The organism is Rheinheimera sp. (assembly GCF_020217005.1).
GTDB lineage: Bacteria > Pseudomonadota > Gammaproteobacteria > Enterobacterales > Alteromonadaceae > Pararheinheimera.
Map to the genome: position 1 here is coordinate 1 of NZ_JAIWOI010000073.1, position 10,000 is coordinate 10,000.

The 10,000-nt window shown below is 47.1% G+C and carries 7 protein-coding genes and 1 pseudogene; 1 reads left to right on the plus strand and 7 read right to left on the minus strand.

The genetic code is table 11. The features are described 5' to 3' along the window. Window positions 1-99 precede the first annotated feature (99 nt). The 3 genes from LDL40_RS03635 to LDL40_RS03645 all read right to left on the minus strand — a co-directional run bounded on the left by LDL40_RS03635 (window position 100) and on the right by LDL40_RS03645 (window position 5,011). Window positions 100-720 (minus strand): cytochrome c, encoded by a 621-nt coding sequence (locus LDL40_RS03635; protein WP_300993754.1) that lies wholly within the window; start codon window positions 718-720, stop codon window positions 100-102. Beyond that, window positions 717-2,330, minus strand: coding sequence for an FAD-dependent oxidoreductase (locus LDL40_RS03640; protein WP_300993755.1), 1,614 nt, complete (start codon window positions 2,328-2,330; stop codon window positions 717-719). Before LDL40_RS03640 ends, LDL40_RS03635 begins: the two co-directional genes overlap by 4 nt. A gap of 107 nt (window positions 2,331-2,437) precedes the next feature. Continuing rightward, complete coding sequence (locus LDL40_RS03645) at window positions 2,438-5,011, minus strand: TonB-dependent siderophore receptor (protein ID WP_300993756.1); 2,574 nt, start codon at window positions 5,009-5,011, stop codon at window positions 2,438-2,440. Window positions 5,012-5,505: 494 nt separating this feature from the next. Between LDL40_RS03645 and LDL40_RS03650 the strand changes: the two genes are divergently transcribed. Beyond that, entirely contained in the window at window positions 5,506-6,201 is a 696-nt protein-coding gene (locus LDL40_RS03650; RefSeq protein ID WP_300993757.1) for a tellurite resistance TerB family protein, read from the plus strand. Window positions 6,202-6,206: 5 nt separating this feature from the next. Here LDL40_RS03650 and LDL40_RS03655 read toward each other — a convergent pair whose 3' ends face one another. The 4 genes and pseudogenes from LDL40_RS03655 to LDL40_RS03670 form a co-directional block, all read right to left on the minus strand. After that, complete coding sequence (locus tag LDL40_RS03655; protein ID WP_300993758.1) at window positions 6,207-6,881, minus strand: ABC transporter substrate-binding protein; 675 nt, start codon at window positions 6,879-6,881, stop codon at window positions 6,207-6,209. Between the two features lie 104 nt (window positions 6,882-6,985). After that, window positions 6,986-8,365, minus strand: coding sequence for an argininosuccinate lyase (gene argH, locus LDL40_RS03660; RefSeq protein ID WP_300993759.1), 1,380 nt, complete (start codon window positions 8,363-8,365; stop codon window positions 6,986-6,988). A gap of 201 nt (window positions 8,366-8,566) precedes the next feature. Beyond that, complete coding sequence (locus LDL40_RS03665) at window positions 8,567-9,775, minus strand: argininosuccinate synthase (RefSeq protein ID WP_300993760.1); 1,209 nt, start codon at window positions 9,773-9,775, stop codon at window positions 8,567-8,569. Window positions 9,776-9,777: 2 nt separating this feature from the next. Further along, window positions 9,778-10,000 (minus strand): annotated as a pseudogene (locus LDL40_RS03670) (ornithine carbamoyltransferase); the annotation flags it as partial.

Genomic DNA, 10,000 nt, shown 5'->3' on the forward strand with positions numbered 1-10,000 from the left:
GTAAAGGATAACGTTTCACTTCAGCCAGTAGGCCAGTACTAGTAACACAAAGAGATAACAAAGCTAATTTTGTCCATGTTTTCATCCGATCATTTCCTCTTAATTTTTAACGTCCGTTGATGGCAGTGCTAACGTATTGATATAAGCCACAATATCATTCAAATCCTGCTCGCTGTTTAGCGAAGAGGCAATTTGTTTCATCACAGCGCCTTTACTGTCTTGCTCAGCATTGCCACGCTGTCCGCTGCGATACGCCTGAAGCTGCCTCAACAAATACCAACTGTATTGCCCGGCTAATGGCGGGGCTCCAAGAGATTGGTTACCTTCAGCACTGGCGCCATGACAAGCTGCACAGGTCTGAAACAACGCTTTACCATGACTGATATCGCCGTCCAGCGTTTCAACCGTCTTACTGACCTGAAAAGTAGTGATGAAATCAATAGCCCTTTTGATCTCTTCCGGGCTCATACTTTTTGCCACAGCCATCATTTCTTTACTGTAAGCATCTGTGCTCTGGTGGCCTCGCCAGTCTGATTGAAAGGCCCTTAACTGAGCCGTCAGATACCAGTCAGGTAAAATTGCCAGATTAGGCGCGCTGATCGCTACGTTGCCCTGCGCCTTACTGCCATGACAAACCAGACAATACTGTGAATTCTGTTGAAACGTTTCAGCCTGAATACTTACAGCAACCAACAGACAGCCAAAAAGCCAAAACTTCATACCGCCTCCTGCCGTTGTTTTTGTAGCTCCCGCTGCTGAATACTTTCCATCGCATGCCAGGCAGAACGCACAGCACCTTCCTGCCAGCCAGGGTGATAACTGACCTGATCACCGACCATATAATGGCTTCCAACCGGAGCCTGTAGGGTGGCGAAACTGGTTTTCAGCAATTCTTCGGACCAGACAGCACCACATCCCAACATATGATTCATCCGCTGCCAGCAGATACTATTGCCCTGCTCTATGTATTTAGCATAATCAGGATGCAGCTTAGAGCCCTGGGCAATAGCTGTCGCTATGCGCTGTTGATTAGTCATAGCAGAAAATCTGTCTGAGATAGCAGGATCCCAACTATAAGCGCCGAGCAAAATACCTTTGGCTTTGAACATGCCGTGGGAGGGATACCAGATTTGAGTGATATCCTGACTGGTCCAGCTAATACCAGAGTATATCTGTTCTTTCTCCCAAAACCGCTCTTTGGCTTGCAGCGCAATTTTTGATAACTTGCCACGCTGCAACTGACGCATCACGCCGACATAATCCGCAGGAAAATTATTTTCTATGCCGGCCATTAACTGGGCAGGAATACAGTTCAGGCAATAATCCGCCTGCTCAACCTGCAGTTGTCCGTCCAGCCAATAACTGACCTCTACCCCTTGTGGTACCACTTGCACCTTCTGTACCTGAGCTTTTAATTGCACAGTGCCGGGCAAGCGGCTTAAAAAGGCGTCGACAATTTTGTCCATGCCTCCGACAGGAGTCATCAAGGCTGCAGATTGATCCGACAATTCGCCAAAATGCATAGCGCCAGCCCAGAAGTCACTTTGCAGTAAATCCGCCAATGCCCTCGGAGTTTTTAGCACACCTGGTGATAAAATCCCGCCAGACTGATAGCCAGCTCTCTCGCTGCCTTCATAAGTAAAGTCGCTGGACAAGTCGCCATAAGCACGGCAAAACTCAATCAGTTTTTGTCTGTCAATCTGATCAAAAGGTGCATCCAGTTTGGCTTGAGATTGGATAGACTTCGCCATTAATTCACTGAAAAAACCTCTGGTGTCCGCTTCGTATTCACGAATACGTACAGCTTTGCCGCCAAAAGCCTTGTCATCCTGGGTGTAACAGTTTTTGTTGTGATTGCAAAACAGCTGCATTTCCACACCAAATTCGCGGCAATAATGCAAGATCGCTGTATGGTGTGCCGGAATACGAGCTGGACCTGCATTAAAGTACAGATCGGGGTCTTTATCAAAGTTACAAAATTGTGGGTTGCCCAACTCATCGATAAAATCGCCATGGCGGATAGTAAAATTCCGGCCACCAGCCCTGTGCGAAGCTTCCAGGATTTTACATTGATAACCCGCCTTTCCGAGCTCATAAGCCGCTACCAGCCCGCTGATACCAGCTCCGAGTATCAATACGGTTTTGCGTCCTGTTGTCAGTGGCTTTAGTTTTACCGGTTCGGCCTGAGCTGCCACTGGTGCTGCGACTAGCCCTAATAAAGTTGCAGCTTGCAACATTGCAGCTGAACCGGCCGCTTTACCTATCCATAACAAGGCTTGTCTGCGACTTAAACCGTCAGCGTTCATCTGTTTATTGTCCGGATTTGTCATCAGCCCTATACCTCAAGATCCTGCTCAATAGCAGAAGGGTCAATTTCAAAAAAACCATTCTCAGGCCGGAGAAATCCTCTGCAGCCTGAGCGGGTTCTGCTGCTTTATCAGAAGGTATAGACGCCTCTGAAGTAGTAATATCCGCCGTTAAAGCCATAAGGAGATGTCACAGGGTATTTAGCCCCAACAGAATCACCATAAGGGTTTAAGCCCGGATATTTATCAAAAGCATTTTGAGCTCCGACTATAAGTTCGATATTGCTGCTGAGCATGTAACCTACTTCGAGATCAACCAGAACTGCAGAACCTTCAGACATGCCCTGGGCCGCGTCATAGGTGTCATCGACCTCCCAGAATGAACCAAAATAGTTCAGCCTTGCCAAAGCACGCCAGTTGTCCTGAGCATGATTGAAGGTAATGCTGCCGCGGGTTTTAGGTAAGTTTTCTTCCAAAGTACGAATTTTTACATCGTCTATGTTTGTAGTGGTTGGGTCCACTGTGACATCGGTTTTGTTCCAGTTCATCAGGAAACTTAACTTGGAAGCCCCAACTCCCAAGTCCAGATCCTGACTGATCACTAAGTCCGCACCTGTGGTTTCAGTGTCAAAGTCATTAGTGAAAAAAGTCACGCTGGAATAACTGGTGGCATCTGCTATACCCAAGGCCAATAAAGCCTCGATATCTTCTGCTGTCAGTTCAAGGCCTGAGGTTTGGCTTAAACGGTCTTCTACATCAATTCTGTACATGTCTAAAGAAACATGAGTAGAACCGAACTCACCGACTAAACCGAAAGAGATATTTTTCGACTCTTCAGGTGTTAATGCCTTACCACCTTTTTGCACAGCGATAGGGTTGTCTGGTGGCAAAGTCGCCTGGTCAATCAAGCCATTGGGACCAAATAGTGTACTGACGTTCACGACTTTACTCTGGCCTATGGTTGGAGCTCTAAAGCCAGTTCCAGCGGCCCCTCTTACAGATACACTGTCCGTCAGTTTGTAAAGACCTGACATTTTCCAGTTGGTGGTATCGCCAAAGTCCGAATAATCCTCGTATCTCAGAGCCGCATTGAGCATCAGACTTTCAGTCACCCAATTTGAAATATCAGTGTAAAAGGATAAGTTGTGGCGACTGAAGATACCTGCAGTTTCAGGTTTAAAACCCGGGAAACCGTTAGAGCCAATACCAAAGCCCTGATCCGCTAACACACCTACTGAGTAGGAAGCAACGTCACCCGCTTTGACTTCAAAGGTATCTTCACGCCATTCCATACCGCCAGCAATGACCACTGCGTCATATAAACCCAATTCAAATTCACGGAACAAATCGAAGTTGAGACCAAGTTCACTTTGCACATAAGTACCTGGGGTAAAACTGGTGGGAGAATTTGCTCCCAGCGACGCGTTCACAGTGTTGTTAATTTTAAACTCTGCTTCGTTACGGCCATAAGAGGCGCTGGCATCAAAGAAGACTGTGTCGACCAGCTCCCCCTTTACACCGCCCGCTATGGCACTGTCAGTTACAGTGCCGCCAAACTTAGGCGTAAAACCACCAGGGAACATTTCCACAAAGGACCAGCAGTTAGGATCAGCGGTAATAGCGGCCAGATCAGAAGCTATAGGGATCCCCTTAGAATCCAGACGCAAAGGAGCACAACTATTGCCATCGTCTGGTGTCATGTCGCCCACCAAGACTGAATCATAAATCACACCATCGACAGTGACGTCAGGACCGGCGTATACACCTCCACGGGTATTTGGATTACGGTAGTAAAACCCGCCCTCCACTTCACGAGAGGCATGGTTACCAAAAGCGTAAGCTTCTTTACCGTTTTTCAGATCAAGCTCAAGATTCGCAAAAAGTTTGTAGTCGTCTTTGATTTCTGGCGAACCCCAGACCTGGGCTGGATTTTGCACTGCGGTATTACCAGCCGCTATCAAAGCGGCAGCATCAGCACGCTGCACACTACGATCCGTAGGATCAGAGTTTTTATATTCAACGCTAAAGTTGGCTGAACCAGAATCTGTTAGTGGCAAACCTATGTTGCCCGCCAGAGTTTCACTGGCACCATCTCCTTCGTAATACTGGCCCCACTTCGCTTCCAGTACACCACCTTCACTGTCATTTTTTAACTGAAAGTTTAGTACTCCCGCTATGGCGTCAGAACCGTACTGAGCTGCTGCGCCATCACGCAACACTTCCACTTGCTTAATAGCAACTGAAGGGATCACAGAGATATCAGGTCCCTGGGCGCCATCTGATATGCCACCCCCGGCAAAAGCAATCACCGAAGCTCGGTGACGTCTTTTACCGTTGACTAACACCAGCGTTTGATCTGGCCCCAGGCCGCGTAAATTCGCAGGACGGATTAAAGTGGCGGCATCACTGATCGCCTGAGTATTAATATTAAAGCTGGGAACCAGAGTGCTGAGCATATTGAGCATATCCGGGTTGCCCTGATTAGCAAACTCTTCTGCCCCTATAATATCTATTGGCACTGGAGACTCACCGACCGAACGGGGGGCTGCACGGGAACCCACTACTGCAATTTTTTCGACATTATCTTTTTCTTTAGCTGCATCGTCCTCCTCAGCTGCAACAGAAAAACCACTGAAGCCTAATAAAACTACACCTTGTAAAGCGGCACCTATCTGCAGACACAACGCACTTTTTTTTATTTTCATAGTTTTTATCCAGAGTGAAAGGTAAACTGAGGTTCCTGCACTAATGCGACAAAAACTGCGTCGCTATTCACTGATTTTTAATTCAAAAAATCAACATATAAATACAGTCCTACTTAGTTCAACTCACGTCAATTGAATAAAAATTAACCATAAGATGAAAATTAGTATTTCATATAACACACTGTTTATTATTAAATTTAACTTAAAAAAAAGGGGGTGGGATCTGCACCACTATAAAACAGCAATAAATGCCGCCCTCTGAAAAAATGCATATAAATGCACCACATTAGTTCACAATTTAATATTCTGTTCTTATTAGTGCATGCCAGGCCCACTCTATAGTGCATCGACTTTCATCTAAAAAATTGTTTAAAAAACAACCAGATCTCAGACCTCAATACATGCAACCTGATACATTCAGTTACACAACCTTATGAATTTTTTAAGGAAAGGTCAGTCAGACCTACTAATACCATTCAGCAGGAGAATAAAGGATGTATACAAAAGCTCTGTTAGAGCAGCTATTGAAAGCTGGCTCTGATGTGATGGAAAACAATAAATCCGCTAGTGCGGCCCCTACCTCAGTGGACCGGTCTTCTGTCAGTCATTTGCTTTCAGGTTTTGGCGGTGGTGCCCTCTCTGGTGGCACTTTAGCTATGTTGCTTGGCTCAAAAAAAGGTCGGCGCCTGGGGGGAAAAGTCATGACTTATGGAGGTCTGGCGGCTTTGGGACTCCTGGCTTACAAGGCTTATGACAACTGGCAGCAGCGGAACAAAGGCAGCGTTGATCAACATGAACCACAGACTGTGGAACGCTTACCAGCTCCGGAAGCGGAGCGACACAGTCACGCTATACTAAAAGCATTAATTGGCGCAGCTAAATCAGACGGCCATATTGATCAGCAGGAACGCGACTTAATAGACAGAGAAATAGCAAAGCTGACGTCAGATTTCAGTCTGCGGCGCTGGTTTGAGCAGGAGTTAGCGAAACCATTAGATCCTGCCGATATTGCAAGCAGCGCAACCACAGAGGAAATGGCCGCCGAGATGTATTTGGCCAGCCTGCTGGTGATCAACGAACAAAACTATATGGAAGGCGCTTATCTGCAGGAATTAGCCCGTCAGCTTAAATTACCTGTTGACCTTAAAGCTGAACTGGACTTTCAGGCGAAGCAGGCGCTCACTGAATAAAATATCTAGTCAGGCTGTGCTGGCGCTGGCATCTGCTGTTGGCAGCTCAGAATAGCCTGATTAATCACTGACAGGTGTTGGCTGGCAAAAGCCTTGCTCAAATAGAAGCCACCTGATGTGGTATTAAACAGCCGCTGACGATAGGCAGGACTTTTCTCCGAGACTAAGGCTTTAAATGACAAATCAGGGATCAAAGCCGCATCTACTCTACCGGCATCCAGAGTGGGTAACTGTTTATCAAATTCTTCTACGTAAACGACATTGCTATAGCCTGCTTCTGCCAGATAAGTCGCCTGCAACGAACCACGTTTCACTGAGATGGCAATCGTCTTATCAGTCAGGTCGACCTGCGCATCAGGCAAGGTTAGCCATAGATTATTGACTGTGACAAACTCAAGTGAGCGGACTGAGTTTTTATCACGCTCGGTATCAAACAGAGCCGGATAAACCAGATCAAGCTCTCCTGTCTGCACCAACCGAAATAATCTGATATTCGGATAACTTTTCCAGTCAAAGCTGAAACCTGTATGTTGCTCAATGCAGCGTAACAGGGAAGCATAATAACCTTTTGGCTCAGTAGCATGAGGTAAAGAGGCGCTGAAATTCATCGGATGCCCGGCTTTAACCAAAGGTGTGGCCTGCACAGTGGCGACAAAACACAAAAATATCCAGCTTTTCATCAGCTTCAAAGCCCATCTGTTTTTTAAAAGTATAGTCAAAGCCCTGAAACCCTGGCCTGAAAAAAAACCGGACTCATGGTCCGGCCTTTCACTTAAGCTTTAAATTACAAGGCTTCAAACCACACTTTGGTTGCATCCAGCGCTTCTTTTACTCTGTCAGGGCTGGTGCCAGCTAAAGAGGCGCGTTTCGCCAGACCTGCTTCAATGGTCAGGGCTGCGTACACATCCTCGCTGATTAAAGGCGATACCTGCTGCATTTCGGCTAAAGCTAAAGCTTCCAGCGGTTTTTGCTGCTTCGAAGCGACCAGCACCAGTTCACCGGACAACTCATGAGCGTCACGGAAGGCGATACCTTTACTCACCAGATAATCAGCCAGGTCAGTGGCATTGCTATAGCCCAGCTCTGCCGCTAAACGGCAACGCTCCACATTAACCGACAAATGCGGCAGTACTGTCGCCAACACCAGCAAAGATTGTTGCCAGCTTGCCATCAAATCAAAAAAGCCCTGTTTGTCTTCCTGCATATCTTTGTTGTACGCCAGAGGCAAACCTTTGAGTACATGCAAAATAGCCACTAAATGACCCAGCACCCGACCGGTTTTGCCACGTAATAACTCAAACACATCAGGGTTTTTCTTTTGTGGCATCAGCGATGAACCACTACTAATCGCATCACCCAGCTTAAAGAAAGCGGCTTCGCCTGAGCAGAAGAAAATTACATCTTCAGATAAGCGCGATAAATGCGTCATACATAAAGAGGCGGTGGCTGATAACTCCACCACATAATCCCGATCCGACACTGCATCTAAGCTATTCAGCGCTGCGGATTTAAAACCTAAACGCTGCGCTAACGCTGTGCGGTCGATTTGAATGCCCGTGCCCGCTAAAGCACCACAACCTAAAGGACAGACATCCAGCCGCTCTAACGCATCGTCAATACGGCTTAAATCCCGTTTAAACATTTCGATATAAGCCAAAGCCCAATGACTGACCAGAACAGGCTGAGCCCGCTGCAGGTGGGTAAAGCCCGGCATCACAGCACCAAAATGCGCATCAGCAAAAGTAACCAGGGCACCAATGGCATTAATTAAAGTGCTACGCACCTGAGTGGCATTTAGTTTGGTCCACAAGCGCAGATCTGTCGCCACTAAGTCGTTGCGGCTGCGGCCTGTGTGCAGCTTCTTGGCGACTACACCAATTTTTTGCTGTAACTGAGCTTCCACCCAGCTGTGAATATCTTCTTCCTGTGTCTGCAGCGGCAGCTTAGGATTAGATTCCAACGCCAAAGCCAAATCAGCCAAGGCATGATCCAGTTGCTCTGCTTCAGCGGCGGTAATAATGCCAGCTTCAAGCAAACCTATGGTCCAGGCACGGGAGGCCTGAATATCCTGTTGCGCCAGCAGATAATCAAAACTTAATGAGTCATTAAATTCACTGAACTCAGCCAGACTGGCTTCGGTAAACCGACCACCCCACATCGCCATGATAAATACCTCTGCATTAATAGTAGATATACCCAAAGTAATTGATGTTGCAGCGCGACGGCAAGAGAGCGAGACCCCATGAACATAGTAGTCCTATGTGATTGGGGCGAGAGAACGCAGTCAACAAAGCGGCAGCTTCAAGTACGAAGAGTATAGAATGGGCGACCTGGTAGCCGCCCTAATAATAGTCACGCCAGAAGCTTAACCTTTGCTATGCAAAGCACGAATACGGCTGGCTAAGCTGTACAGGCGGATAAAACCTGCAGCATCTTTTTGGTTGTACACTTCATCACCTTCAAAAGTCGCAAAGGCTTCAGAGTACAGGCTGTTTGGTGAACGGCGTTGCGTTACAGTGACGTTGCCTTTGTACAGCTTAACAACGATGTCACCTGTCAGTTGGTCAGCTAAAGAAGTGGCAGCAGCTAACAAGGCATCTTTTAACGGCGTAAACCAACGGCCATCATAAACCAGCTGCGCAAACTCTAAGCCCACTTCTTCACGGTATTTCAGTGAAGTGCGGTCATACACCAGAGACTCCAGTGCACGTAAGGCCGCCACTAAAATAGTGCCGCCAGGTGTTTCGTAGCAGCCACGGGATTTCATGCCCACTAAACGGTTTTCAACGATATCGATACGACCTACACCGTGCTCTGAACCAATAGCGTTTAGCAGTTCAATAGCTTTGACAGGATCTACAGCTTCACCGTTTAACTTGGTCAGTTCGCCTTTTTCAAAACTTAACTGAATATGTTCGGCTTTATCCGGCGCCTGCTCCGGAGACTTAGTCCACATCCAGATTTGGTCTGATGGCTCATTCCACGGGTTTTCAATCTCGCCACCTTCGTGCGAGATATGCCATAAGTTGGCATCACGGCTATAGATTTTGGTGGCTGAAGCTGTGGTTGGTACATTTTTCTCAGCCAGGTAATTGAGCAGTGACTGACGAGAGTTAAATTGCCATTCACGCCATGGCGCTATCACTTTTAACTGTGGTGCTAAAGCGGCAAAAGCACCTTCAAAACGTACCTGATCGTTACCTTTACCAGTACAGCCGTGGCATAAAGCATCAGCACCTAATTTCAGCGCCAGCTCAACCTGAGCACGGGCAATCACAGGGCGTGCCATCGAAGTACCCAGTAAATACTGGCCTTCATACACTGCACCTGTTTTTAACGTTGGATAAATCACTTCTTTGATCAGCTCTTCACGCAGATCGACCACATAGCAGGAGCTTGCGCCTGACTTAATAGCTTTTTGTTCCACACCAGCCAGTTCTTCATCACCCTGACCAACGTTGGCCACAAAAGCTATCACTTCACAGTCATAGTTATCTTTTAACCAAGGCACTATGGCTGATGTGTCCAAACCGCCTGAATACGCTAACACTACTTTTTTGATACTCATGTCCAACCTCAACTAAATAAACTGACTAATACTGCATTCTGAGCGTGCATGCGGTTTTCTGCCTGCTGCAACACTAACGAATTATCGCTGTCCAGCACTTCGCTGGTCACCTCGTGCCCACGGTGTGCAGGCAGGCAGTGCATAAAATGTTTGATTGCTAAACGCTGCATCACTGCAGTATTGATCTGGTATGGCGCAAACAGGTTCTCCACCAGTTTAGGATCGGCCTTA

Coding starts and splice junctions, on each gene's coding strand:
- LDL40_RS03635 (WP_300993754.1), bottom strand. CDS start 720: ATGAAGTTTTGGCTTTTTGGCTGTCTGTTGGTTGCTGTAAGTATTCAG.
- LDL40_RS03640 (WP_300993755.1), bottom strand. CDS start 2,330: ATGACAAATCCGGACAATAAACAGATGAACGCTGACGGTTTAAGTCGC.
- LDL40_RS03645 (WP_300993756.1), bottom strand. CDS start 5,011: ATGAAAATAAAAAAAAGTGCGTTGTGTCTGCAGATAGGTGCCGCTTTA.
- LDL40_RS03650 (WP_300993757.1), top strand. CDS start 5,506: ATGTATACAAAAGCTCTGTTAGAGCAGCTATTGAAAGCTGGCTCTGAT.
- LDL40_RS03655 (WP_300993758.1), bottom strand. CDS start 6,881: ATGAAAAGCTGGATATTTTTGTGTTTTGTCGCCACTGTGCAGGCCACA.
- argH (WP_300993759.1), bottom strand. CDS start 8,365: ATGGCGATGTGGGGTGGTCGGTTTACCGAAGCCAGTCTGGCTGAGTTC.